Source organism: Aquimarina hainanensis (assembly GCF_042684685.1).
Lineage (GTDB): Bacteria > Bacteroidota > Bacteroidia > Flavobacteriales > Flavobacteriaceae > Aquimarina > Aquimarina hainanensis.
In genome coordinates, this window is sequence record NZ_JBHULX010000004.1 from 309,059 (window position 1) to 335,285 (window position 26,227).

Sequence of the window (26,227 nt, forward strand, 5' to 3'; positions counted from 1 at the left end):
CTCTGTGGTTAATAATTATTAATTTTTAATTAGTTTTTCTGTCTGAATCTTTCCATCCATATAGATTTTATAGATGTAAAGTCCGTTTTTAAGAGTCCCAAGACTTTTAGTAAATGTTCTTGCGCCACTTTGGATGTTTTCATTTACTAATGTTTTTACACGTTTTCCTGAGTAATCGAATAATACAATTTTTACAAATGCATTCTTGTCTGATTCTATACTGAAGTTAACTTGATCAGTTACTACAGTAGGGTATACTCTGGAAATAATGTTTGTAGGGTTAGTTTGAGGGCAATCAGAATCAAACGCCCACTCATTACTAGCTCCTGGAGTGTTATTTTGAGTCCACCATTTCGCTGTGTATATTTTTTCCTGATAGTATACTTTGTCTCCTGTATTGTATACTAAAGAAGAAATCCATCGATTGTGTCCACAGAATTCATCAGATGACCCTCCATTACAATCTCTAACATACGCCCATACATCACTACTTCCTGGTTCTTCAGAAGCACTGGCGTACCATTTGTTTTTGTAAACGATACCGTTAAATGCTACTAATTGACCAGATGTTGCATATACTTTAGGTTCCCAAGCAGGAGTTCCATTACATCCAGTATTGTTATTTTTCTTTTTAACAGTGAAGGTAGTTGTGCTTGTCGTGCTAGCACCTTCGTTATCAGTAGCTGTTATTTCGAAAGTAACATTTCCGAAAGCAGTTGGTGTCCATGTAGCGGTATAGCTGTCTGCTGGATTAGCAGTAACTGCTACAGTTGCATTGTTCACAACAAATGCTACGGAGCTTACTGAAGCGTTGTCTTTTACGATTGCTTTTAGCTCAATACTTGCAAGTTGTGCTTGCTCTATAACAGCTGCGTCAGCAGGAGAAACCTGAGATATTACAGGAGCTGTATTTTGCCCTGTTTGTTGTACAGTAAATGTAATGTCTTTACTTGTCGTCTTATTACTGTTATCAGTAGCTGTAGCGGTAACGGTTACTTGACCAAAAGCTACAGGAGTAAGATCTGCTGTGTATCGATCTCCTGTTTTTGTAGCGTTGATTGTGCTGTTATTGTAGGAGAAAGAAAAAGATTGTACAGTTCCGTCACTGTCAGTTGCAGTAGCAGATAAGCTTACTGTAGGGATTGTGTTTCCTTCGATTACTTGACCGCTTGTTGGACTTTCCCAAGTAACTACAGGAGCAGCTCCAGGACTTGTTCCGCAATCTTTTACTTTTTCCCATACACCATTGGTGTCAGGAGTAGCTCCGATTGCTGCATACCATTTATTTCTATAAACTACGTTTTTGTATTTTACGTAGTTATTTGGCTTTTCATAAATCCTTGTAGATCTCCACTCAGGAATATCAGTACAGTCAAGGTTTACTCCATCCCAGATAATTACTTTGATAGATGAAGAAGCTGTAAGACCGTTTTGGAATGTTGCATTTGCTGTAAATGTATGTGTTCCATAAGACGAAGGAGTCCAGGAGAATGTCTTTCCATTAAATGTTTGACTACCAACGGTTGTAGTTAGTGACTGTAAAACAGAGTTTTTCTCATCAACTTCTATGTTTACTGCTATGGCACTGAAAGCATCTTGAAGAATTACCTGATTGTCTATTGGAGATGTGAAAGTAATGGCAGGTTTTTGCGCACATGGTTCAGCGGTTAAATCAGCTGAATCACCACCATACTTACTCATGTCTTTACATCCACAATCTGATAAGTCATGAACTCCATCCATATCTGTTCCGATATTATAAATACCGGTATAACGCTGGTAATATCCTATTCTACTAAGTACTTGAGGCTTTTCTGTTCCTTGTCCACATTCAACTCCTCCGTTGATAATATTAACCGTCATTCCTAATCCAGGAACTCTGTTTTTAGTTTTGTCTAAATCATTAGGTACCCATTTGTTTGCCATTACGTTATGTGCAGATGGTTTAGGGTATTGAGGAGTCATCCAGAACCAGATAGCAGTTTGGAAAGCTAAGGCAGCATCCTGAATTACTTTGTCTGGGTTGTCTAGTAGAATTTGTTTATCTCCAAAAATAAATTCACTGGCAGGGCCATAGTTATAATTGTATGATAATTGTATAGGTCCTCTTCCTTTATATGATTTTCCTGGAGTAGGAGGATAGTTTGTATCTGGATATGCATAAGGTGCATTTGTGTTTTCTTCTCGGAAATGTAATCCCCAAGAGTATTTCCCTCCTGGTGCAGTATCCCATCCTCCAGTTGTTTCATGAGAGATGTTAGCAAAGAAGGCAGTTATCTCTCTTTGTCTTGTTTCTAAATTTCCTTCTTCTAGGAAAGAAGCATAATCTACCTCTTCAGAAACTACTTCTTTATCTACATTTCTTGGTGCATTGTAATCTACATCAGTACGGATTACTTTAGATACTCCTGTAGTTTTATCTGTTCTGGTAATTTTATAGGCATTAGTACCACATCTTCTTTCGAAAAGAACTTTGATTTTGCCCATTCTGTTAATTGCTTCGATAAACGCTTCGTATGTATAGAAATCGTCTTTTGGATCGAGTACCCATACACCTCCTCCAGTATCTTTAGAACCGAATCGGTATGGGAATAAGGTATTCCATAGTTCTTTAGAAACTAATGGGTGCCCTCCTCCTGGATTTGTTGTTCTTTTGGATACAGAAAAAGACACTGTTTTCTCTGTAGTTGCCTGTTGGTTATCGGTAGCGACAACTTTAACTGTGAAAGCTCCAAAAGAGCTAGGAGTCCATGATACAGTGTACTGGTTATTTGATAAAGCAGCCTGTAGGGTTTCGTTTCCAATAGTAAATTCTACAGAAGAAACTGTACCATCAGTATCATTTGCTTCAGCAACAAGATTGATTGCTTGTAATGTACTTTGTTTGATATCTTCTTGTGTAGTAGGAGCAACGATTGTCAGGGTAGGTGCTTCATTAGGAGTTCCTGTTGTTTTGGAAACAGAGAAAGGAACCGATTTTCTAGCGGTAGCTTGCTCGTTATCAGTAGCAGTAACTGTTACGGTGTAGTTTCCAAAAGCAGAAGGTGTCCAGGAAACTGTATATTGATTGTTGCTTAACGTAGCATTTAATACTTGGTTGTCAACTTCAAAAGTAACATTGGCTACAGATCCATCAACATCATTAGCTTCTGCTACTAAAGTAATTGCCTGTAAAGCGTCTTGCTTGATATCTTCCTGTGCAGTTGGAGCAACAACTGTAAGTGTTGGAGCTTGATTGTTATTTCCTCCGTCAGTAGTAGCAAAAGCCTTGTTTATTACGTTTGCCAGAGGAGCTTTTGTTGTAGGGCAGTATGGGTATTTTCCGATTTTTTTAGATTCAGGACCAACGATAAAGTCACTGAATACTTCCCATACAATACAACCAGCAAGCTTCTTATTCGAAATGTAATTCGCTTTTAAAGTCAATGACTTTTCATTGTCATAGCTTAAAAAAGCATTAGCTGTCTTATGAGTAAGGTAAGGTACTTTTGCAGTATCATCCCAGTGTTCTGTCCAGTTTCCTGAGGCAAGCTCTTTTAGGATAGTCGTGTAATATGGAGTTCCTTCCATGTCTTTAAAACGAACTAAATCTGAAGCAGATTCAACAGGTCCGTCTACAGAAAAAGTTTGAGATGTTTTTTTAGTTTTCGCTCCTAATGATGGCGCTCCGTCAGTGATCACCCCTCGTCCGTAAAAAGCAACTCCTAAGTTTACTTTTGATAGGTTTACGTTTAATTCTACTAATCTTTTATAAGTAGCATCTAGTGAGAAGTTTGCATATTCGGCTTCTGGGTAGTCGTATAAAGGAGAGTTGTGCCCTGCTTTGTTAGACCATCCTCCATTAAAGTCATAGGTCATCATATTATAATAATCCATGTACTTGTCTAATTCAGCCCATTCAAGTCCTCCTAGTTTATTAGGAGCGGCAGACATTGCAGAGGTGATTAATTTATTTGGACCTATTGCTGCTCTTATTTCTTTTACGAGTATCGTAAAATTTCTGTAGTCAGCTTCTGTTCCGGTGAAATTCATTCCTGCAAAAGGTCCTGGGTACTCCCAGTCAAGATCAATTCCGTCGAAGCCATATTCGTCTACTAATTTTTTACAATCAGCAACAAAACGGGCTCTTTTAGTAACATCAGCAGCCATTTCAGGGAAATGCTTACACATACTCCATCCTCCAATAGACGCCATTACTTTTACTCCGTTTTCTTTGGCGATAGCGATCATGCTTTTTTCTACATATTCTTCTAATGGCCATGCTCCTTCTTCTCCTGTAGCAGTTCTTATCCATCCTAGATAAGCCCCTCCAGGGTTCGGTTCATATCCTAAAGCACGTAGTTTTTCATCCCATCCCCAGAACTTTTTTGGTTGTCCCAGAACAAAGGCTTTATCGTGACTACTATTTTCATCAGGGTGCAATAGATCTGCTGGTTGCTGAATTTCATCTGGAGCATATATTTTTTTATTCCTTAAGTCTCCACTGTGTAATGAACCATCTACAGCAACACCAAAAAATGAAAAATTTAGTATTGTATATTGAGAGTAGTCAATATTGTAATGGTTTAAAGATTTGGCAAGGACATCAAATTTGGGTCCTTTCCATGCGTCCCAGTTGGGAACGTACCCGATAACTTGCTTTGTGTGATCTGCTGTCGTATGGCTTCCGCCAGAGTTAATTTGAGCAAATCCTGTATAGCTGACAAAGGCTATACAAAACAGTAATAGTTTAGAGAAACTACTTCTGTGAAAAAGCTTCTTTTTCTTGCAATTAGTTTTTTTCTTCATAGTTACATGAATTAAGTTGAATTTTAACTTAGTAATTAAATTTTGTGTTAAATAATTTAGTCAGTTATGCCGACTAAGCCTTCTAAGTTGGTTTTTTATCGACTTTTGACAAAAAAAAATATACGAATGGTATACTTTTATATATGCAGGACATGGAGGTGGATACCAGCGTTTTTTCGTTTTAAAGAAAGACTGTTATGGAATTGTTAAAAAAGAAGTTGGTTTTTAGTTAAAATATTGTTTCGAAGGGGGTTACTTTTTTGAATCATTAAAAGTAAGGTCTTTCCGTAAGATGTAAACCTTTGTTTTTTTGAAAAAAGAAATCCAAAATAATAGAGATGTTTGGGAGAGGTATTCGAAGTAAAAAATGTAGCCCAATGAGGGAGGGAATTAATTTTATAAGAAAGAGTTGATAAGCATTAGAAACTGATTCATAAGAGTAGGGTTGTTGAATTCTTTTTTGCAAAAAAAAAGCCCCTTATATTCTTTTGAAGAATAAAGAGGGCTTATTTCGGTTTATTTGAGTTATTAGAAAACTAATATTGCTTTTCCGTTTTCGCATTTAATAGCTGTTGGTGCAGCTGGAATCATACAATCTGAGTTTAGTTTCCATTTTTTGTTAAACTGATCTTCAGCTTTTGTGTATTTTGTTACTTTTTCGAGGAAAGCAGTACGTTCAATATTGGTAGGATAAGGGATATAATGTGTCGGTCCACCACATGCTTTTGCTCCTATTTTAGTAAAAGTCCAATTGTCAGGAGTGGTACATTCATTGGAGTGAGATATCGTGAGAATTTCTTCATACATCATATCAAGTGATTCCCTGTCTTTTTTCATCTGCTCTTCTTTGGAAAAAGTAATTTGTTCCTGACTGGTAGAGCAACTTTGGAAAATAAGGAATAGTACTCCGATAAGAATCTCTGTTCTTTTTATCATTTCTACGGTATATTTACTTAAATGATGTGTAATGTGAAATATGGTTGCGTATTTTCTTGTTAAATTATTAATTCGACATTTCCTCTTTCTGGGATAAAGGTTGTAATACAGATAATGCTTTGTCAATTGAGTTTATATTCTCAAATGTAAGTAATAGTCGTAATCCATTCCGCGTTTGTTTTTCTTTTAACTTAGCGGTTTTGGGGTGGGATTGTGCAAATTGTAAGATATTGGTAAAAGCAGGACTTTGATAAAAATCGGATTGTTGATCACTGATAAAATATCCTATTAAACGTTGCTGCTTCATTACTATTTTTTCAATTCCGATATTGGTAGCAATCCATTTGATCCGGACAGAATTAAGTAAGTCCTGAGCAGGAGGGGGGAGTTTTCCGAAACGATCGATTAATCGTTTTTCATAAGAAAGAAGTTCTTCTTCTGATTTGATTTCATTGAGTTCTGTGTATAGATTTAATCGTTCTGCAATATTATTGATATAGCTATCCGGGAATAACAATTCAAAATCCGTATCAATTTGTGTATCCTTCAGGTAAGATTTGTTCTCATTGTGCTCTTTGTACAATTCTGCAAATTCATTTTCCTTGAGCTCATCGATTGCTTCATTGAGAATTTTTTGATAGGTGTCGAATCCGATTTCATTAATAAAACCACTTTGTTCTCCTCCAAGAAGGTCACCAGCTCCTCTGATTTCCAGGTCCTTCATCGCTATGTTGAAACCGCTTCCTAATTCGGAGAATTGTTCTAATGCTGTTATTCTTTTTCTGGCATCATCTGTCATAGCAGAATAAGGAGGGGTAATAAAATAACAAAATGCTTTTTTGTTACTTCTTCCTACACGACCTCGCATTTGATGAAGGTCAGAAAGACCAAAGTTATTAGCGTTATTTATAAAAATGGTATTGGCATTCGGAACATCCAAACCACTTTCTATAATAGTAGTTGCGACAAGTACGTCGAATTCTCCATTCATAAATGAAAGCATTAATTCTTCCAGTTTTTTTCCGTCCATTTGCCCATGTCCAATGCCTACTTTGGCATCAGGAACTAATCGTTGGATCATCCCTGCTACTTCTTTGATGTTTTCTACTCTGTTATGTACAAAATAAACCTGCCCTCCTCGTTGTATCTCATAACTTACGGCATCTCTGATTGTTTCTTCTGTAAATCGGATTACATTAGTTTCTATAGGGTACCTGTTGGGAGGAGGAGTCGTTATCGTAGATAGATCTCTTGCTGCCATCAAACTGAACTGCAAGGTTCTTGGTATAGGAGTCGCGGTAAGTGTTAAGGTGTCGACATTTTCTTTTATTGTTTTGAGTTTGTCTTTGACAGACACGCCAAACTTTTGTTCTTCATCAATGATTAGTAAGCCGAGATCCTTGAATTTTACATTTTTATTGACTAATTGGTGTGTTCCTATGATAATGTCTACTTTACCGGCAGCTAAATCCTCCAGTGTTTCGCGTTTTTGTTTGGCAGTTCTAAAGCGATTAACGTAATCTACCGTTACGGGAAAATCATTGAGTCGTTCTCTGAATGTTTTGGCATGTTGAAATGCGAGAATTGTTGTCGGAACCAGAACAGCTACTTGTTTCCCATTGTCAACAGCTTTAAAAGCGGCTCGTATAGCAACTTCTGTTTTACCAAAACCGACATCCCCACATACTAAACGATCCATAGGGCGTTCACTTTCCATATCTTTTTTGACAGCCTCAGTAGCAGTGCTTTGGTCTGGAGTATCTTCATAGATAAAAGAGGCTTCCAGTTCGTGTTGAAGATAACTGTCCGGATTGTATTGAAACCCTTTTTGTAATTTTCTCTTTGCGTATAATTGGATCAGGTTAAAAGCGATGTGTTTGACACGAGCTTTTGTTTTTTGTTTTAAGCTTTTCCATGCTTTTGACCCTAGTTTGTATATCTGAGGAGGTTTGCTGTCTTTGCCATTAAACTTCGATATTTTATGAAGAGAATGTATGCTTAGGTATAGAATGTCTCTTTCTCCATATATAAGTTTAATAGCTTCTTGTTTTTTGCCTTCGACATCTATTTTTTGAAGTCCTCCGAATTTTCCAATTCCGTGATCTATATGAGTTACATAATCACCGATTTCCAAATTAGTCAGCTCTTTTAGTGTGATGGCCTGTTTTTTTGCGTATCCGTTTTTGAGATTGAATTTGTGGTATCTCTCGAATATCTGATGATCTGTATAACAGGCAATTTTTTGTTCCTGATCAATGAATCCCTGATGTGCAGAAAAAACAATAGTTTCGTATTGTTCTACGTTGAGATCTGCATCGTTAAAAATGTCGTGAAAGCGTTTTGCTTGTTGTTGACTAACACATAAGATGTAGTTTTTTATACCCTTTTTAGTATTTTCATTCAGATTGTTGATCAGTAAATCAAACTGCTTGTTGAAAGAAGGTTGAGGAGCTGTTTTGCAAACAATTGTATAGTCTGCTTTTGTGAGTGGTTGAGACCCTAGCTCTACCAAACAAAAATCGATCAGCTGTTTTGTTAGTAATTCAGAAGTGCAGAAAAGTGCTTCAGGAGAGCTGCGTTTGATTTCTTGAGATAATAAGGAAAAAGCCTCTCCTGCCTTTTTGAAGTTTTTATCAATTCGCGCTGATAATATGGATAGGTCTTTGCAGAAAACTACTGTTTTTGACGAAATATAACTGAGGAAGCTCTCCCGAGAGTCCTGCATGGATTTGTTTTCTACATTGGGGATAATCGTTATTTTTTTTACCGGTTTTGTCGATAATTGTGTTTCTATGTCAAAAGTCCTGATACTATCTACTTCATCTCCAAAAAACTCTATGCGATATGGTTCGTCATTGCTAAATGAAAAAACATCAGCAATTCCTCCTCTTATAGAGAATTCTCCAGGTTCTGTGACAAAATCTACTCGTTTAAATTCATACTCGAATAAAACCTCATTGACAAAATCGAGCGATAATGTGTCCCCTGTCGCAATCTTTAAAGTGTTTTTTTCTAATTCCTTTTTCGTAACAACTTTTTCGAACAAGGCATCAGGGTAGGTTACAATAAGAGCCGGTTTTTTTCGAGAATTAATTCTGTTCAGTACTTCGGCACGTAGAAGTACATTCGCGTTATCCGTTTCTTCTATCTGATAAGGTCTTCTGTAGCTTCCAGGGTAGAAAAGAACTTGTTGATCTCCTAGGATTTGTTCTAAATCATTCAGGTGATACGCGGCTTCTTCTTTATCATTAAAAATGCATAAAAAAGGGTTGTCTGCATTTTTGAAGGTATTTGCTATGGTGAAAGAGGTCGAAGATCCGATTAATCCTTGGAGGTGTATATTAGGAAATGTGTTCGTTGTTTCTTCAGTATTGGAAATAGCTTTCCCTAGTTTCTGCAGTTGCAGAGACTGAGAAAAAATCTGCGCGATTAAAGTAGTGTCCACGGGCATAAATTTGTAGCAAATATACTATTCTTGAATATATAGTTATAAGGAGTAATTAGGGTTTATTTTTCAGGAAGTAAGGTTGGCTTCTATTCCTGGAATTAAAATTGTTTTGATTTTGATTTTAAAAGGAATGGAGTTTATTTATATTTGCAGCAATATAAATAAGCAGGAAATAAAATACTAAAGATACATGTCAATATCCGATTTGTTTGATAGTGGATTTCAAAAAAGAAATCAGGATCACTTTGCTTCTATTGTAAGAGTAGCAATGAGTGATGATATAATTACGGATGAAGAAAAGGCGTTTTTGGACAGATTAGCCAGAAAGCTTAATATTTCTGAAGATGATTATCAAGAGATACTTAAAGATTATAAAAGTCACCCGATAAATCCTCCAACAAATTATGAGGCCAGATTAGAGCGCCTTTTTGATTTGTCTAGAATGGTATATGCAGATCATATAAAAGGAGAAGATCAGGTAACGATCCTTGAAAGGTTAGGAGTAGGTCTTGGCTTTAGAACGGATAATGTAAAATACATTGTTGACAAAGCATTATGCTTGGTTGATCAGGGGGTTGATGCAGATACGTTTGCAGCGGAAATTAAAAGTATGAATCAATAGTAACTTATTGTTATTGATCTAGAGATAAAGAAAAGCTGCCTTAATCGGCAGCTTTTTTTGCTATTTGTCGTATGATTTTATATAAAAGATCTTTTTGTTCAAAGGGTTTTGTTATAAAATCATCCATTCCGGATCGAAGACATTTGTCTCTTTCGGCATCATTTGCTTTGGCGGTAAATCCGATTATAGGTACTTCAGAAATAACTTTGTCCCCATAATTATTTCGTATCATATGGGTGGCTTTATAACCGTCAATTTTCGACAGTTTAAGATCCATTAATATCAAATCGTAATTTCGTCTTTCTATACACTTAATAGCTTCTTCCCCATCAATGGCAAGATCAACAAAGAAACTCCCTTGTGTGATGAGTATTTTCATGACTAGGTATTGAGTTACTTCTTCATCTTCGACAAGTAAAATCCTGAATTTTTTCTTAGAGGAAGGAAGTGAATATTTCTTTTTCTTCCTTTTAGGAGTAGGTTTCGAAATCTCAAATTTAAATGGAAGTTTTATATTAAAAATGGTTCCTTTATCAACCTCACTGCTAACCTTAATATCTCCATTCATCAGGTCAACCAGGTTTTGAACAATGGCTAACCCTAATCCTGTTCCCGAAATTTGCTTATCGGTATTAAATCGTGTAAAACGCTCGAAGAGGTGTTCGAGGTTTTCTTCCATAATACCAATACCGGTATCTTCTATTTTGAAGTTGATCGTTAACTTGTTAGTTCGCTGGTAGTTTTTGGTTATGGATAGTTTGACACTTCCTTCTTCGGTAAACTTAAAAGCGTTATTAAGGACATTGTTTAAGATCTGATATACACGGACGCTATCTCCGATGAGATATTCCTGTATACTAGGATCTATATTGGTTTCAAAAGCAATTCCTTTTTTCTCGGCTACTTTTGAGTAGGATTCAACAAACCCATCTACCAAATCCTGAAAAGCAAACCGTTCTTCTACCAGTCTTAGTTTTCCGGATTCAATTTTAGAGATATCGATCATATCATCAATTAAGGCATTCAAATGAAGGCTCTCTCGTTTAATGATCCTGGAAAGTTCGCTTTGTTCAAAGCTCAGCTTTGTTTTTTCTAATACTTCAATAAAACCTAGAATACTGGTAAGCGGTGTTCTGATTTCGTGATTAATATTAGCAATAAAGTTGTTTTTGAACTTTTCTTTTTCGATCAGATATTTATTCTTGAGTTCAAGTTTGGTAGCTCTGAGAATAGATTCGTTTTTTTGTTGAGCAAACGCATTCAGTTCGTGATATTTTACAGTATAATCAAATAGAATGATAAGAATGTCTTTGGAATCTATTTTAAGAGTAACATCGCAAATTTTTTCCGTGTCTTTGTTCTCTATATGGATACAGGGAAAATTATATTCGGATGGAGCATCACCAGGGTCTTCTAAAAAACTTCTGAGAATCTCAAAAAATGGGTGAGCATCATATATAGAACTACCTTCTTTCCAATCAAACAGGTGATCGTCTGTTTCTGTTATAATACCATCCAAGGAAACTGAGATCAGTTGTATTTTTTTATTAAACTGTAATCTTTCTTCTTGGTGTGACATATGATTATTTTGTTATTTGCTGAGCTAGCTCAGCAAAGAAATCATGAACATTTTTGCTGGTCTTAGCACTGGTTAAACAGTCATAAGTCACTTGTTCATCTTTCAGTTTAGCAATCGTTTCTTTTTGGTTTACTAGATCGATTTTATTTCCAATCGTTTTTAGAAATACGTTGGGGTAGTTGTTTTTTAAATATTCCAGGTCTCTGTTAATGTTTTTATACGTATCTGGTCGGGTAACATCAAATACATATATAAAGGCGTGAGATCCTAATAAGTATGATTTTCTTGTTTCTTCAATATCGGTATGCCCTTCTGTGTCCCATATAATCATAGATAGTTCTTTTCCTTCAGGGAGCTGAATGACTTTTTTCTTGATTTGAACACCTAAGGTTACTTTGTAATCTTCAGAAAAAGCATCGTCTATAAAACGTCTGAATAGCGATGATTTCCCTACACCGAAGTGTCCTAACAATACAACTTTTTTAGACAATTTCATCGGCAAAATGTTTTTTTAATTTTTTAGTGAATAGGTCGCTGTTTTCAATATCCCTTCTGGAAATATGATTTTTAGCAAAGTCTATGATCTGATCTTCTAGTACTTCTTTGAACATCATACTATATGCCCCGGAAATAACAGCGGCAATATAATAGGAGTAAAAATTCTGAATATGAATAGTGAATAATTCATATTCGATCATTTCCAGATTCTGATCTCCTCCTTCGAAAGCATCTTCTACAAAGCTCTTGATAGCGGTAAGCATCCCGGCAACCATTTCCTTGTCTATAGTGTCTTTTGAAAGAGGGCTATAATCGGCTATTAATATACCTGAGTTTTTCTCTATGACAAACATTTGCACCAATCTTGGTTTTGCATAATCGGATATGGCTAAATCTCCACTGCTGATTCCCTGTGCTTTCGCTTTTGTTTTCCTGAACCAGTTTTTGAAGGAAAATGCTTTTTTGGTTTTGTTGCTAATATTTTCGCTGAGAAGTTTCATTTCGTGAGCGATATATTTCTTGATCATTTTACCAATGATTGGAAATAATGCTTCGACAACAGCGTCCTGTGAATTTTTAATTTCTTCTTTTAGGGCTTCCGTAATAGTAGGCCCAAGGGTACTGGGGATTTCCTGTACGAATTCATCCAGTCTATCGTCGATAATCGGATCGACTTTCTCGGACAATTCATTTTTCTGGAGGACAATAGTACGCAGTTCTTCAACTTTTTTGCTGATAGAATCCGCAAACTCATGCTCTTCTGTAAGTAGAAGATCTTTTAGTAATTTAAGTTTATCCTTTTCCCCCATATTTCTGGAATAGTTGGATTACTTTTGGATGATTTTTTCACCCATTGCGATAAGTAAGTCACCCAGTACTTTTTTATCTACTTTTTTAGTGTTGAGCATTTCTACTTTATCAGCGACCTTGTCTTCCAATTCTGTAATTCTGATATTTATATCGGTACTTAAATTATCGATTGCCTGATGAAGTTCTTTGCGAGTTTCTTCAATGAAATCTTCTAATTCATTTTTTTTTGTTGAAATATCTTTCTTAACCTGCTCGAACTCTGAGTCATATGCGGCGATATTATCTCCGAAAATGAGGTTCTTGATCGCTTCAATTTTGGAAGCCTGATCATTAGCAGCAGGTTGGTCTGTCGCTTTTGTATCTTTAGCCATTCTGTGTTATTTGTTTAATTTTCTAGCTGTTATTGTAAAAATAGTTATAAAAAAGCTAAAAACAATAATAAGCTTGCTAATAATGAATTTATTGCATAAAGGATTCCACTTTTTCTACCATGTTTTTGCTACCGCAAATAAAGGGAGTTCTTTGATGAAGTTCAGAAGGTTTTATATCCAGAATCCTTCTATGACCATCACTAGCTTTTCCTCCTGCCTGCTCTGTAAGAAATGCCATCGGATTACATTCGTAAAGTAATCGGAGCTTCCCATTAGGAGACTTAGAAGTGCTAGGATACATGTATATTCCTCCTTTAATCATATTCCTGTGAATATCACTAACTAAAGAGCCTATATACCTGGAAGTGTATGGACGATCTTCTTTTTCTTCCTGACAATATTTTATATAATCTTTAATCCCTTGAGGGAAATGGATATAATTCCCTTCGTTTACAGAATAGATATTACCATCTTCTGGGAATCTCATATTCGGATGTGATAAGTAGTAAGTACCTAATGCCGGATTTAGTGTGAATCCGTTTACCCCATTACCGGTCGTGTATACTAACATGGTCGAGGTTCCATAAATTATATATCCTGCGGCAACTTGTAAATTTCCTGGTTGAAGAAAGTCTTCAAGAGTAACAGGGGTTCCTGTTGGTGTAATTCTTCTGTAGATAGAGAAAATGGTTCCCACAGATACATTAACATCTATGTTAGAGCTACCGTCCAATGGATCCATAAGTACAACATAGTTGTTTTTATGATCGTTCTTATGCCCTTTGATCGTGATGAAATCATCATTTTCTTCTGATGCGATTCCACATACAATTTCTCTGTTCGTTAATGTGTTTATAAAAGTTTCATTGGCTAAAACATCCAATTTTTGTTGGTCTTCACCTTGTATATTTGTTTCTCCTATTGCTCCTGTAATGTCTACTAAACCAGCTTTGTTAACCTCATGGTTAACCATTTTTGCAGCCAATCGGATAGAATTTATTAAGCGGGAAAGCTCTCCGCTGGCGTATGGAAAATCTGTTTGATTTTCAATGATAAATTCTCCAAGAGTTTGATTGCTTTTTGGCATTTTAGTGAGTTTAAGATTTTTGCAAAATTATTATTTTTTGTTTAACTATATCGTTTTCGTGCAAGCTATTTGAAAACTTTATTTTTTTTGGAATATTAATAATTAAAAGGAGGATGGATTAGTTCATAATTTTTAGTTTTGAAGAAAATACCAAATTATGGATTACGTAATACGCGAAGCGAAGGAACAAGATATGCCGGCAGTACTTGGTTTGATTAAGGAATTGGCGGTTTTTGAAAAAGAGCCTGACGCTGTAGAGGTAACTGTAGAAGAGATGGTGAAAGAAGGGTTCGGAGCACATCCATTGTTTCATTGTTTTGTTGCTGAGGTGGAAAAAGAAATAGTAGGAATTGCATTGGTGTACGATCGGTTTTCTACCTGGAAGGGACGTTCGGTTCACTTAGAGGATTTAATTGTGCGGGAATCTATGAGAGGAACAGGATTGGGTAAAGCGCTATATTCTAAGGTACTTACCTATGCAAAGGAAAAAGGAGTTCGGCGAGTAGAATGGGCAGTGCTTAACTGGAACCAAGGAGCCATTGACTTTTATGAGAAGAGTGGTGCGACCTTACTCAAAGATTGGTATTTAGTACAAATGGATGAAGCAGGCTTGGATCGATATGTGCAATCAGTGAAATAAAAAAATCATGAAAATAGCGCTGGCTCAATCTATTTCAAAAAAAGGGAATGTCGATCAGAACATTCTCACACATGAGCGAATGATTCGTCAGGCTTCTCAGGCAGGAGCTGATATTATTCTTTTTCCAGAGCTTTCTCTTACCGGCTATGAGTTGGCATTGGCAAAAGAATTGTGTTTTGATATTGGAGATGCTCGATTGCATAGATTACATGAGTTAGCTAATGAACATCATATTATCACGATTATTGGCGCGCCCTACATTGAAGAGGGTGAGTTATATATTGCTTCGTTCGTATTGTACCCCGACGGGACAACAGATGTCTATAAAAAACAATACCTCCACGACGGAGAAGAAAACTATGTTAGTTCAGGAGATGAAGGGCTGTTGATTGATTATGAGGGAGAGCGAATTTACAATGCTATCTGTGCAGATATCTCAAAGGAAGCACATCCGGAAAAAGCATTTAAGCATAAGGCTACAGTGTATCTGGCAAGTGTTCTGATTACACCAGGAGGGTATGAAGCAGATGAAGTTTTGTTAAAGCGATACGCGATGAATTATAACCTGACTGTAATGATGAGTAATCATGGAGGACCTTCTGGAGGTTATGAGTCTGCAGGTAAGAGTGCTGTGTGGTCTTCAAAAGGAAATAGGATAGGAATGTTGGAGAGCGAAGGGGAAGGGGTTCTTCTTGCTTCCAAAGAAGGGGATTCATGGAAGTGCGAGGTGATTAAAACTAATAAACCGTAAAGAGTTATTACATAATGAAAATATTCAAATTTGGGGGAGCATCGGTTAAAGATGCGGCTGGAGTAAGGAATGTCATCCGCGTTCTGAAAACAGTAGAATTTACCGATTTAGTCATTGTAGTTTCTGCTATGGGGAAAACTACAAATGCTATGGAGGTTATTGTAGAAAACTACCTGCAACATCCGGATAGTCTAGAGGAATCATTGGTGAAAATATTTGATTTTCATACTAAAATCATCAAAGAATTGTTCGGAGATAACGATACGGATGTCAAGGATAAAATTCAGGCGTTATTCCTGGATTTAAGAACAACGTTGGAAAGAAATAAATCAAAACAATATGATTATTGTTATGATCAGATTGTGGGGTATGGAGAATTGTTCTCTACTGTTATTTTGAGTGAATATTTAATGTTTGTAGGAGTTGCTAATCAGTGGCTGGATGCTAGAAATGTAATTAAGACAGATAACGGGTATAGACGAGCTAAGGTGGATTGGGATTGGACGGAAGAGAATATTAGGAAAGAAGTAGTGTCAGAAGGGGGAATTTATGTTACTCAGGGATTTATCGGTTCTGATATCAATAACTTTTCTACTACACTGGGGAGGGAAGGAAGTGATTATACGGCTGGGATTTTTGCCTACTGCTTGCATGCAGAAAATGTCACTATCTGGAAAGATGTTCCGGGTGTTCTAAATGGAGACCCAAGAGTATTCGAAGGGACAGAGTTGCTACAGGAAATTTCATATGAGGAAGCAATAGAGCTTGCTTTTTATGGGGCTTCGGTGATTCACCCCAAAACACTACAACCATTACAACGAAAAGAAATTCCTTTGTATGTCAAATCTTTTTTGCATCCTGCTAATCCTGGGACATCAGTAAAAAAAGGACAAGCCCTTGTGCCATATATGCCATGCTATATTGTAAAAAAAGATCAGATATTACTCTCACTTTCATCTCTGGACTTTTCATTTATTGTAGAAAAAAATATAAGCGAAATATTTGAGCTTTTTGACCGCTATAAATTAAAGGTAGATTTGATACAAAATTCGGCTATAAGTTTCTCTGTTTGTGTAGAAGATAAATTTAATCTGTTTGACACTGTGGCAGATAAGTTGAAATTGAAATTTGCTGTTAATTTTGAGAAAAACGTATCCTTGTATACCATACGGCATTTTACAAAAGAGGCAGTGCAGAAAATAGAGGGGGATAAGGACGTTTTATTGAAGCAATCCACAAGAGAAACGTTTCAGATGATTGTTAAACAATAGCTCATTGAATTCAGCGAATTTGCTATATTTGTAGTTAGCGCGCAAAACAGATTTATGTCGATAGTAACCTCAAGAGAAGTAGCCAAAGGGCTAAAATTGGATAAGTTAGGTTTTATTGGGACTTTTATTGGATGGATCATTCTGAAGATCACAAGGTTGTCAAAAATTAACAGGCAATATAGCTCTATAAGTCATTTTGAAGGATTGGAATTTCTTGAAAAAGCTTTGGAGATGTATGGAGTTACTTTTGAAGTACCTGAAGAAGATTTAAAAAGGTTACCAAAAAATGGAGCTTTTATCACATTGTCTAATCATCCTTTGGGAGGATTAGACGGAATTATTTTATTAAAATTATTATTGGAGAAGAGATCGGATTCCAAGATAATGGCGAATTTTTTATTGCAGAACTTTGATCCGTTAAAACCATTTATTTTACCAGTAAATCCTTTTGAAGATAAAAAAGATGCAAAGTCAAGTCTAAAAGGAATTAAAGAAGCGATTCAGCATCTTTCGGAAGGACATCCGATAGGGATTTTTCCTGCAGGAGAAGTTTCAACCTTTAAAGAAGGTAAAAATATTGTAGACAGACCATGGGAGCCGGGAGCTATGCGCTTGGTGCAGAAGGCAAACGTACCAGTTGTACCTATTTATTTTCACGCGAGAAATAGTCGTTTGTTTTACCGATTAGCAGCTATTCATGACAGTTTGAGAACAGCAAAATTACCAAGTGAGCTATTTTCTCAGGAAAAACGAGTGATAAAAGTTCGGATTGGTCATGCCGTCTCAGTAAAAGATCAGCAAGAACATACATGTTTGGAAGATTTTACCAGTTTTCTGAGAAAGAAGACATATATGCTGGCAAATCCGTACGAGAAGAAAACATTGAGAGAATCAATCCCTCAAAATCTCAAACTTCCTAAACTTCCAAAACAAATTGCTTTGGAAGGAAATAAAAATAAAATAGAAGCTGAATTACAATTTTGTAGGGAGAATGATAAGCGTCTTTTGGCAAGTAAAAATTATGAGGTGTTTTTGGCAACTAAGAAGTGTGTGCCCAATATTCTTCATGAGATAGGGCGTCTTAGGGAGATTACATTTAGAGCAATAGGAGAAGGAACCAATAATTCACTTGATTTGGACCCTTTTGATGATTATTATCATCATATGTTTTTATGGGATAATGATGCTAAGAAGATAGCTGGAGCATACCGAATGGGAATGGGATCGGAAATCTATGCTAAGTTTGGAATAGATGGTTTTTATCTTCAGGATCTTTTTCGATTTGAACCAGAACTTCATAAGATGATGAGCGAGTCTATCGAAATGGGAAGAGCGTTTATTATTAAAGAGTACCAACAACGACCAATGCCGCTATTTTTATTGTGGAAGGGAATCGTTCATTGTACGCTTCGCTTTCCGGAACATAAATACCTGATAGGAGGAGTTAGTATTAGTAATAGGTTTAGTAACTTTTCTAAATCGTTAATGATCGAGTTTATGAAGTCGCATTATTACGATCCATATGTGGCTCAATACGTACGGCCTAAAAAAGAATTTAAGGTAAAGTTGAATGATGCGGATAAAGATTTTGTTTTTGATGAGAGTCGAAGTGATCTGAACAAGTTTGATAAGATTATAGATGAGATAGAACCAGGAAGTCTTCGTATCCCTGTATTGATTAAAAAGTATATCAAGCAAAATGCAAAAGTAGTGGCATTTAATGTAGATCCGTTATTTAACAATGCAGTGGATGGATTGATGTATATCAGGATTTCGGATCTGCCCGATAGTACGGTTAAACCTGTAATGGAAGAATTTCAGGCAGAGTTGGAACAAAAATATTTTAAAGCAGTAGAAGAAAAATAAAAAAGGCAGCAAATAGCTGCCTTTTTGTTTAAGCTACGTTATCTTCAATAAAATTATCACAGTAAGTTTTGATTTCATTTCTTGTTTTTTCAAATGCTTTATGAATTTCTTCTTCTGTTCCTGTTATTTTGGAAGGGTCAAAGAAATTGTAATGAAATCTTTCTGCTTTTCCAGGGAAGAAAGGGCATCGCTCTTTTGCATTGTCACATACTGTAAGAATATAGTCAAAAGTGATATCGAGATATTCATCCAGGTTATTGGATGTGTGAGAGGAAATATCAATACCGTCTTCTTTCATGATGCTGATAGCTCTGGGGTTTACGCCGTGTGTTTCGACTCCAGCACTATATATCGTTGCTGCTTCTTTGGCAAAATGTCTGAGATAGCCTTCTGCCATTTGACTTCTGCAAGAGTTACCAGTACATAAAACGAGGATTTTTTTCATGATGATTATATTTGTTTTGTTTAATTGTGTCTTTTTTCTAATAAGGTGTTGTCGTACCATTCACCATCTAATCGAGCAATTTTTTCTCTAATGCCAACAACTCTGAACCCTGCTTTTTGATGAAGTCGTATACTTGCAGTGTTGATACTGAATATATTTGCTTGTAGTGTCCAAAAACCTTCTTTTTTGCTTTCTTCGATTAATGTGTGTAGAAGGTGAGTGCCTATTTTCTGATGCCTGAATGATTTGGAAATGTATATACTTACTTCTGCAACTCCCTTGTATACTTCTCGTTTGGAAATAGGGGAGAGTGCAGCCCAACCAATGATGATTCCATTTTTTAGCGCTTTTATTCTGCAACGTTGAATGTGGGTTTGATCCCATTGTGACCAATCGGGAAGTTGCGTTTCAAAAGTTGCCATTTTTGTATTGATTCCTTCCTGATAGATCTCGGAAATATCAGGCCAGTCTTCTTTGTCAAAATGTGAAAATGTGATCATTAATGTTTTTTTAGCAACAACCACTACCCGGAGAGCAGGCTGTTTCTTGTTGGAAGGTTTCTTTTGCAGGAACGCCACATGTCTCTTTAGCCTTGCAATCTGTTTGATCAAGAGAAAGTTTTATAATTAAATCTTCTTTTGTGCTTTCATATGATTCTATATGGAGTTGAGAAGTGTGGAATGTGTTATTTCCGTATTCTATTTTTAGAGGGGCGTCCATTTGGTATGGCTTTATTTGTCCAACCTTGGCTAATATTTCGATTGCCTTTTGGGTTTTCATATATTCTTTTTTGCCGATTTCCTTTGGGCTTTCCCATAATTGGATAACCGTTTCCTTCCAGGAACTTGTTCCGGCTCCACAGTCTACAGATTCTATTGAGATGTGTTTTACCTCTGTGATATGGTAATTCGTGCCGACAAATTGCCCTGGAGTGTATTCGAAAATGAGTTGTGAATGAGGGTGCTCAGTTAGTATAGATATGAATTCTGATGTGTTCATTGTGTTTTATTTTATGCCGGTTTAACAACAGTTGTTTTTTGTAGTATTAAAAAAGGAATGTAAAATTTGATGGATTTCATTCCATCGATCGATATTGATACAGTAACAAATACTTTTTCCGTCGATTTCACCTTTTAATAATCCAATACTTTTAAGCTCTCTAAGATGTTGAGAGATGGTTGCTTGTGCCAATCCTATTTCTTCTACAATATCATTACATATACATGTGTTTTGAGTGCTTATGTATTGCAAAATTGCAATTCTTGCCGGATGTCCCAGTACTTTAAAGAATTGGGCAAGTTCATTTTGTTCCTGACTGAAAATTTGGTTTTTAGTAATTCCCATTTTTATTAACTTAATATTGCAATATTACGATAATAGAATAAATAAAAAAAACCGAAAGTGGTGTTTTTCGGTTTTTATGTGTTTAGAACCAGGGTTTTTTGCCTACCTGATATGTTTGATAAAACTCTTCGTCAGACTTGGTAAGATAGATAATACCTTCTATTAATCCTATTAGTCCACCTGCTCCACAAGTTACGAACGTAATGATAATTTGAATAATACCTTCTTTGGTATATCCCAGAATGAATTTATGGATACCTAAAGAACCTATAAGAATTCCTAAGATTCCTGCCATAACTTTTTTGTTTTCGCCAGAAGCGTTGTTAAAAGTGTCTTTTACTTCTTCTGCAAACTCATTAGCAGTTTCTTTGGCAGTTTCAAAAGCTTCTTCTGCTCCTTTTTTAATATCATCCCCAAGGTTGTTGTTTTCCTCGCTCATAGTGGTTTATTAAAATTGATTAGTATTAAATTGAAAGGAAAAGTACAAAAATTAATTTACATAGAATGTTTCTAAAGAAAAGCTTTATTGTGTTTTGTGATATTAATAAGTGGTTGGGGTTCAGTTTATTTCTTCTTTATGTTTGATTCATAAAGAGAAATCCATTCTGATGTAGAGATCTTTGAAGCTAATTCTCCAATAAGTTCTAAGGGTATTTGGTCTGCTTTTCTAAAACGAATACAACTTTTTCCCATATCTAACTTTCTTGTGCTGTGTTTTGAGTATTCATTAGTGAACCAGTCAAGTAGTTTTTTATCAGCATATATACCGGCGTGATAAACAGCAATATGGTTTTTCTGTGAAGCAATGTTTAAAAAAGGTAAGGGTAATTCCGGATCGCAATGGTATCCTTCTGGGTATATTTCATGAGGAATTACATACCCGATCATCCCATAACTTATTACTTCTGAAAATCCTTCGGGAATATTGTTTAAAATTACTTTTCTCAAGGCAGCAATGGCTTTTTTTTCTTTCCTCTGGTAATGAAGCGATGTATTCTTCGGGGGTTGTAGCATTGGATTTCACAGCTGCGAATTTTATGTTAGCGAGTAATATAGTAGTTAAATATACTAAAATTATGCCTGTTAATTTTCTAGAAGCTTTATCTCAGCTGTGATATTTTGCCTTGCTTGAAGCTCGTATTGTTTTTTGAAATGAGGTGTTTTGTAGAGCTGTGGCATAGCTAATAGTTGCCGGAGCACTTGTTTTCTGCCTTTGTTGTAAAGAAAGTCTGGGTATAATTTATATTCTTTGCGAATGTTATTGATGTAAGTGGTATATGTTTGCCAGGAAGCTCCGAGAATCGATAAATCAGCATCTGTGAAATAGTTAACATCGCTGTTGGTGTTGATTTGATGATTTTTAGTAGCTAAAATTATTTGATGACAATTGTCGATGCGTTCTTTCGAAATGTGTTGTAGATTGTTGAGTACTTGGACAGCTTTGTCAGCACTTGCTTCTTCATTGTTTTTCTTTAGGATATTATATATAAAATCATGATAAAACAGAGAAAAAAGTAATATGTCCCAGTCGATAATTTCTGGTTTTATGGATAAGAGCTGTTGGTATATATGCACTAGATGTGAAATATTGTGATAATATCGATTAGGTTTTGTGTGTTCTTTTTCTATCTCGTTCCACAAGGAGGTAGTTTTTAGGAAATCATCAGTATATGATTCGCATAGGTTAAGAAACACTTGTTTTAGCAAAACTCAGATTTTATTTTATGTACAATGGTTGAGGCTAACTTCTCTTTGGACTCTATTGTCCATCCGGCTACGTGAGGACTCAAAAGAACATTAGGCATATTTAATAATTTTTTAAAAGGAGTAGGCATTTCATTTTTTGAAGTAAATAGGTTTTCAAATGATGATTTTTCGTACTCTAACACATCGAGTCCGGCACCGAGGATTTTCCCTTCTTCCATGGCATCTACCAGGTCTTCGGTAACAACGCTTTTTCCCCGGGCAGTGTTGATGAGCCAAAAAGGTTTGGCGAATTTATTAATGAATTCTTTATGAATCATTCCAATGGTTTCGGGAGTTTCTGGAGTATGAAGACTCAAAACATCGGTTTTTTCAAAAATTTCTTGCAAATCAACTTGGGTGGCATCGCTGTTTTCTACATCTTCTTTGATGTCATAACAGATGACCTCTACATCAAAACCTCGAAGTTTTCTGGCGAATGCTCGTCCCATGTTTCCATATCCAATAATGCTTACTGTTTTTAGGTCTAATTCGATACCCCTGTTGTCTTCTCTAAGCCATTGTCCGTTTCTTACTTCGTGATCAGCTTTGTTTAGTTTGTTGAAGAGGGATAAAAGCATTCCCAGCGCATGTTCTCCTACTGCATTTCGATTGCCTTCAGGAGCATTAAAAAGACGAATTCCTTTTGATGCTGCATAAGTGGTATCTATATTTTCTAGACCAGCACCAACTCTTCCAATGAATTTTAAGTTTGTAGCTTTGTCCAGAAAGGTTTGGTCAATGGCAAATCGACTGCGAATGATAATTCCATCATATGCGTAGATTATCTCTTCAATTTCTTCTTTAGTAGAAGAGAAATCTTCATGGTTGGTAAAACCTAATTCGGATAATTCATTTTTTAATAAAGGATGGTTACTGTCTAGGTGTAATATCTTCATGAAATGGTTTAAATTGTTGGGTAATCAGAAATTGTCTTTTTTGTGGTTGTATTTCCTGTGTGTTTCGTATTTAGTTTTTCGAATACAAGAAGGTGTACTTCTTCGCCATTTTTAGTAGAAGGACAATGTTCTGTTCCCTTAGGGACAAGAAGCATCTCTCCGGCATTTACCTGCACTGTTCTTTCTCTAAATTTCATGTATAAGGTTCCTTTGACTACATGGAATAATTCATCAGAATCTTCATGAGTATGCCATATAAAATCTCCTGAAATTTTAGAAAGATATACTTGGTGGTCATCTACTATAGTGATACGGTGAGGATGCCATTGCTTGTCGAATTTAGAAAGCTTTTTTTGGATGTTGATTACTTCCATGTTATAACGAATAATAACAAACAAGATACGTATTTTTCCGGGTGCTTGAAGGGGTGTTAACGTTTAATTATAAAAATGAATATAAATCGAAGCATAAAGTGTTACTCAGATTCCAAGAATGATTTTGGCAATAAAGAAAAAGAGAAAAATACCAAAAATATCATTGCTGGTAGTGATAAAAGGACCTGTGGCAATGGCTGGATCAATTCCTCTCTTGTCTAGAATAATAGGAACAAAAGTTCCGATCAATGCTGCTACTATGATAACACACATAAGAGCTGCTGCTATAGTGAGACTAAATGGCAAAGGATTTCCAAAGAAAAATCCAAAAATAATAACCAATACGGCTAAAGCAGTTCCGTTGATAAGGCTTAAACTAATTTCTTTCAGAAGACGGTTCCATAAGCTTCCTTTGACAACATCGTTTGCTAATCCCTGTACGATAATTGCAGAAGATTGAACTCCTACATTTCCTGCCATCGCAGCAATTAACGGGGTGTAAAAGAATAAGGTTTTATATCGGTCATCATTCATGATTTCTTCATAATCCTGCATAATGAATACGCTTCCTAGTCCTCCTAATAATCCCAAAATTAACCAGGGGAGACGAGCTCTTGTTAGTTCCCATACATTATCATCCGCTTCAACATCCTGAGAGATACCAGCTGCTAACTGATAATCCTTTTCGGCTTCTTCTTTTATGAAATCTACAATATCATCTATGGTAATACGTCCGACAAGGATGTCATCATTATCTACGACAGGGATAGCTTCCAGATCATATTTTTGCATAATCCTGGCAACATCTTCACCTTCTGTGTCTACTGTTACATAGTCTACTTTTTTTATGTAGACTTCGCTGATATGAGATTTGGTAGAAGCTGTCAGGAGATCTTTTAAAGATAATCTTCCTTTTAATTTTCCATCTTTGTCAACTACATAAATTGAGTGCACTCGTGTTACATTTTCTGCCTGCGCTCTCATTTCTCTGACACAACCGGCTACAGTCCAGCTTTCTTTTACCTTTACAAGCTCCTTAGCCATGAGTCCTCCAGCGGTATCCTCATCGTATTTTAGAAGCTCAACAATATGCTCCGCATGTTCTTCATCTTCGATTTGAGCAATGATGTTTTCTACTCTGTTCTCAGGAAGTTCAGAAATGATATCCGCAGCATCATCGGTGTCCATTTCTTCAATTTCTTCTGCAATTTCCTTTGCAGATAAGTTTTCTAGAATACGTTCCCTTAAGTCTTCCTCTAACTCCATTAAGGCTTCAGAGGTTTTTTCACTATCTAATAGTTTTATTAAATAGGTCGCTTCTTTAATGGTGAGTTCTGTGATGATTTCTGCGATATCGGCAAAATGAAATTCATTGAGGAAAGTTTCTAGCTGAGCATTGTCCTTTTCTTCAATAAAAGATTTGACCTTGGTGATAAGTTCGCCTGATATCTCAAATGGCATACAGTATAATTTAATAGGGGGTTAGAAACTTTTCGCAAAGATAATCAAAGAATTTAACTGAACTTTAGGAATGTGTTAAATCAAAAATGTTTTTTTATAGTATAACGAACGAAGAAGCTTTTATTCTTGTTCCAGTAATAAAGTAAGTTCTATGAATTGTTGTACGTTGAGTTGTTCTGGACGTTTGTTCATAATGTCGAGTGATTTTTTTTCATCATTCAGCGAAAAAGATTTTAGGCTGTTTCTAAGTGTTTTGCGACGTTGTCCAAAAGCAGTCTTTACAACAGTAAAAAACAATTTTTCAGAACAGGGAAGAGAAGTTTCTTTTTTTCGAATTAGTCGAATAACACCGCTGTCGACTTTGGGAGGGGGATTAAAAACATCAGGAGGTACTGTAAATAGATACTCAGCATCGTAGAACGCTTGGGTAAGGACAGACAAAATCCCATAGGCTTTAGTGCCGCTTTTTTCGCATATACGCTGTGCTACCTCTTTTTGAAACATTCCTGTTAATTCGGGAACCCTTTCCTTATGGGTTAACATTTTGAAAATGATCTGAGAAGAAATGTTATAAGGGAAATTTCCTGTAATGGCAAATTGTTGTTTCTCAAAAAGATTGTCTAAGTCGTATTTAAGAAAGTCTGCTTCTAGTACCTGAAATAATTTTTTATGAGAAATAGATGAGGCATGTTCAATCCGAAAACTATTCATAAGGTACTCAATGGATTCAGTGTCTAGATCCATTGCTATAAAGTCCACGTCTTTGGGGAGAATGTATTTGGTTAGTACTCCCATTCCCGGACCAATTTCCAATACGTTTTTATATCCCTGTAATGTTAGCGTATCTCCAATTTGTTGAGCAATATTCTCATCTTTTAAGAAATGTTGTCCTAAATGTTTTTTTGCTTTTACGGCAGTTTTTTCAGGTCTGTTATAGTCTCTTGATGAGTGCTTTCTGTTTTTTTTGGATTTAGACATGCTGTTCACTAAGGATTTCTAATTCTGTTCTAAAAGCAACAAATTTACCAGCAAATCGGTTGGATTCTGCACGTAGTTTCTCGGCATTCTCAGTATAGTATTGCTGCAAAGTTTCTTTGTTTTCTGTCGTGTACTGAACAGAATATGTGATTCCTCCCATCTCTTCTTCGACCAGAACACGAGTCATTAAGGCTTTGCTGAATTTTCCAGTAGCTAACATTTGTGGAATGTGTTCTTTTTTCATCCATTCAATCCATTCTTCATGGATGCTCTCTTCTACGTTGATGGTCACATTGTAAATGTACATAAGAAATTA

The 26,227-nt window shown here is 36.0% G+C and carries 25 protein-coding genes; 5 read left to right on the forward strand and 20 right to left on the reverse strand.

Annotation, left to right across the window (positions count from 1 at the left end):
* Positions 1-18: 18 nt before the first annotated feature.
* The 3 genes from ACFSTE_RS06760 to mfd form a co-directional block, all read right to left on the reverse strand.
* Complete coding sequence (locus ACFSTE_RS06760; RefSeq protein WP_378257469.1) at positions 19-4,788, reverse strand: glycoside hydrolase family 19 protein; 4,770 nt, start codon at positions 4,786-4,788, stop codon at positions 19-21.
* Between the two features lie 528 nt (positions 4,789-5,316).
* The gene (locus ACFSTE_RS06765) at positions 5,317-5,724 is read right to left on the reverse strand and encodes a hypothetical protein (RefSeq protein ID WP_176028449.1); all 408 of its coding nucleotides are present in this window, start codon (positions 5,722-5,724) and stop codon (positions 5,317-5,319) included.
* A 67-nt stretch (positions 5,725-5,791) separates the two neighbouring features.
* The gene (mfd, locus tag ACFSTE_RS06770) at positions 5,792-9,169 is read right to left on the reverse strand and encodes a transcription-repair coupling factor (protein ID WP_378257467.1); all 3,378 of its coding nucleotides are present in this window, start codon (positions 9,167-9,169) and stop codon (positions 5,792-5,794) included.
* Between the two features lie 193 nt (positions 9,170-9,362).
* Here mfd and ACFSTE_RS06775 point away from each other — a divergent pair, with 193 nt between their 5' ends.
* Positions 9,363-9,794, forward strand: coding sequence for a TerB family tellurite resistance protein (locus ACFSTE_RS06775; protein WP_176028451.1), 432 nt, complete (start codon positions 9,363-9,365; stop codon positions 9,792-9,794).
* A gap of 40 nt (positions 9,795-9,834) precedes the next feature.
* Here the strand turns inward: ACFSTE_RS06775 and ACFSTE_RS06780 are convergent, their stop codons facing one another.
* From ACFSTE_RS06780 to fbp, 5 genes are all read right to left on the reverse strand, one after another.
* Entirely contained in the window at positions 9,835-11,373 is a 1,539-nt protein-coding gene (locus ACFSTE_RS06780) for an ATP-binding response regulator (RefSeq protein ID WP_378257465.1), read from the reverse strand.
* A 4-nt stretch (positions 11,374-11,377) separates the two neighbouring features.
* Positions 11,378-11,869: a Rab family GTPase gene (locus ACFSTE_RS06785; protein ID WP_176028453.1), complete on the reverse strand. Its 492-nt coding sequence runs from the start codon at positions 11,867-11,869 to the stop codon at positions 11,378-11,380.
* Positions 11,856-12,680, reverse strand: a complete 825-nt coding sequence (locus tag ACFSTE_RS06790; RefSeq protein WP_176028454.1) for a cell envelope biogenesis protein OmpA — start codon at positions 12,678-12,680, stop codon at positions 11,856-11,858. Before ACFSTE_RS06790 ends, ACFSTE_RS06785 begins: the two co-directional genes overlap by 14 nt.
* A gap of 18 nt (positions 12,681-12,698) precedes the next feature.
* Entirely contained in the window at positions 12,699-13,052 is a 354-nt protein-coding gene (locus tag ACFSTE_RS06795; protein ID WP_176028455.1) for a fructose 1,6-bisphosphatase, read from the reverse strand.
* A gap of 88 nt (positions 13,053-13,140) precedes the next feature.
* On the reverse strand, positions 13,141-14,139 hold the full coding sequence (gene fbp, locus ACFSTE_RS06800; protein WP_176028456.1) for a class 1 fructose-bisphosphatase: 999 nt from the start codon (positions 14,137-14,139) through the stop codon (positions 13,141-13,143).
* A 157-nt stretch (positions 14,140-14,296) separates the two neighbouring features.
* On the opposite strand from fbp, the gene ACFSTE_RS06805 reads away from it, so the two are divergent.
* Genes ACFSTE_RS06805 through ACFSTE_RS06820 form a run of 4 tightly spaced genes read left to right on the forward strand, consistent with a single transcriptional unit; the run spans position 14,297 to position 18,667 of the window.
* Entirely contained in the window at positions 14,297-14,779 is a 483-nt protein-coding gene (locus tag ACFSTE_RS06805) for a GNAT family N-acetyltransferase (RefSeq protein ID WP_176028457.1), read from the forward strand.
* 7 nt (positions 14,780-14,786) lie between these two features.
* A complete protein-coding gene (locus ACFSTE_RS06810; RefSeq protein WP_378257461.1) occupies positions 14,787-15,530 on the forward strand; it encodes a carbon-nitrogen hydrolase family protein in 744 nt (247 codons plus the stop codon).
* Between the two features lie 14 nt (positions 15,531-15,544).
* Complete coding sequence (locus ACFSTE_RS06815; RefSeq protein WP_176028459.1) at positions 15,545-16,801, forward strand: aspartate kinase; 1,257 nt, start codon at positions 15,545-15,547, stop codon at positions 16,799-16,801.
* A gap of 54 nt (positions 16,802-16,855) precedes the next feature.
* On the forward strand, positions 16,856-18,667 hold the full coding sequence (locus ACFSTE_RS06820) for a GNAT family N-acyltransferase (RefSeq protein WP_378257459.1): 1,812 nt from the start codon (positions 16,856-16,858) through the stop codon (positions 18,665-18,667).
* A gap of 28 nt (positions 18,668-18,695) precedes the next feature.
* Here the strand turns inward: ACFSTE_RS06820 and ACFSTE_RS06825 are convergent, their stop codons facing one another.
* The 12 genes from ACFSTE_RS06825 to ACFSTE_RS06880 form a co-directional block, all read right to left on the reverse strand.
* Positions 18,696-19,112, reverse strand: a complete 417-nt coding sequence (locus tag ACFSTE_RS06825; RefSeq protein WP_378257457.1) for an arsenate reductase ArsC — start codon at positions 19,110-19,112, stop codon at positions 18,696-18,698.
* A gap of 20 nt (positions 19,113-19,132) precedes the next feature.
* The gene (locus ACFSTE_RS06830) at positions 19,133-19,612 is read right to left on the reverse strand and encodes a GNAT family N-acetyltransferase (RefSeq protein ID WP_176028462.1); all 480 of its coding nucleotides are present in this window, start codon (positions 19,610-19,612) and stop codon (positions 19,133-19,135) included.
* 10 nt (positions 19,613-19,622) lie between these two features.
* A complete protein-coding gene (locus ACFSTE_RS06835; protein WP_378257454.1) occupies positions 19,623-20,111 on the reverse strand; it encodes a DUF6428 family protein in 489 nt (162 codons plus the stop codon).
* Between the two features lie 21 nt (positions 20,112-20,132).
* Positions 20,133-20,456 carry an ArsR/SmtB family transcription factor gene (locus tag ACFSTE_RS06840; RefSeq protein WP_176028464.1) on the reverse strand — a complete coding sequence of 108 codons (324 nt, stop codon included), beginning with the start codon at positions 20,454-20,456 and terminating at the stop codon, positions 20,133-20,135.
* 82 nt (positions 20,457-20,538) lie between these two features.
* The gene (locus ACFSTE_RS06845) at positions 20,539-20,895 is read right to left on the reverse strand and encodes a TM2 domain-containing protein (RefSeq protein WP_176028465.1); all 357 of its coding nucleotides are present in this window, start codon (positions 20,893-20,895) and stop codon (positions 20,539-20,541) included.
* A gap of 125 nt (positions 20,896-21,020) precedes the next feature.
* The gene (locus ACFSTE_RS06850) at positions 21,021-21,470 is read right to left on the reverse strand and encodes a DUF1801 domain-containing protein (RefSeq protein ID WP_378257452.1); all 450 of its coding nucleotides are present in this window, start codon (positions 21,468-21,470) and stop codon (positions 21,021-21,023) included.
* A 69-nt stretch (positions 21,471-21,539) separates the two neighbouring features.
* Positions 21,540-22,151: an HD domain-containing protein gene (locus tag ACFSTE_RS06855; protein WP_378298045.1), complete on the reverse strand. Its 612-nt coding sequence runs from the start codon at positions 22,149-22,151 to the stop codon at positions 21,540-21,542.
* A gap of 5 nt (positions 22,152-22,156) precedes the next feature.
* Positions 22,157-23,098 (reverse strand): 2-hydroxyacid dehydrogenase, encoded by a 942-nt coding sequence (locus ACFSTE_RS06860; RefSeq protein ID WP_378257448.1) that lies wholly within the window; start codon positions 23,096-23,098, stop codon positions 22,157-22,159.
* A gap of 8 nt (positions 23,099-23,106) precedes the next feature.
* A complete protein-coding gene (locus tag ACFSTE_RS06865; RefSeq protein ID WP_378298047.1) occupies positions 23,107-23,472 on the reverse strand; it encodes a cupin domain-containing protein in 366 nt (121 codons plus the stop codon).
* Positions 23,473-23,577: 105 nt separating this feature from the next.
* Positions 23,578-24,933: a magnesium transporter gene (gene mgtE / locus ACFSTE_RS06870; RefSeq protein ID WP_378257444.1), complete on the reverse strand. Its 1,356-nt coding sequence runs from the start codon at positions 24,931-24,933 to the stop codon at positions 23,578-23,580.
* 120 nt (positions 24,934-25,053) lie between these two features.
* On the reverse strand, positions 25,054-25,911 hold the full coding sequence (gene rsmA, locus ACFSTE_RS06875) for a 16S rRNA (adenine(1518)-N(6)/adenine(1519)-N(6))-dimethyltransferase RsmA (protein WP_176028471.1): 858 nt from the start codon (positions 25,909-25,911) through the stop codon (positions 25,054-25,056).
* The gene (locus ACFSTE_RS06880; RefSeq protein WP_176028472.1) at positions 25,904-26,218 is read right to left on the reverse strand and encodes a DUF4286 family protein; all 315 of its coding nucleotides are present in this window, start codon (positions 26,216-26,218) and stop codon (positions 25,904-25,906) included. Before ACFSTE_RS06880 ends, rsmA begins: the two co-directional genes overlap by 8 nt.
* Positions 26,219-26,227: the final 9 nt, after the last annotated feature.